General features: G+C 51.9%; 1 protein-coding gene. It reads right to left on the bottom strand.

The features are described from left to right. Window positions 1-237 (bottom strand): SIS domain-containing protein (locus tag EOD29_RS34955; protein WP_127248922.1); only part of this gene is annotated, 237 nt, incomplete at both ends.

Genomic DNA, 237 nt, shown 5'->3' with positions numbered 1-237 from the left:
GGAAAGATGGCATCTGCCTCGCGGGCAATAGTTGATTCTCGCGTATTGACGACAGCGCCTATTCTCAGACCTTGTGCCTTGCAATAGCGAAGCGATGCAAGCGTGTCAGCCGTCTCACCAGATTGAGAGATGAAGAGCGCTGCCGACCGCGGCGACAATGGGATTTCTCGATAACGGAATTCAGAGGCGACATCAATTTCAACCATTAACCGTGCGTAGCGCTCGAACCAATATTTG

This window comes from Mesorhizobium sp. M1A.T.Ca.IN.004.03.1.1 (assembly GCF_003997555.1).
GTDB lineage: Bacteria > Pseudomonadota > Alphaproteobacteria > Rhizobiales > Rhizobiaceae > Mesorhizobium.
Note: the sequence above shows the minus strand (reverse complement) of the source record. Positions and strands in the feature narration are given on the sequence as shown.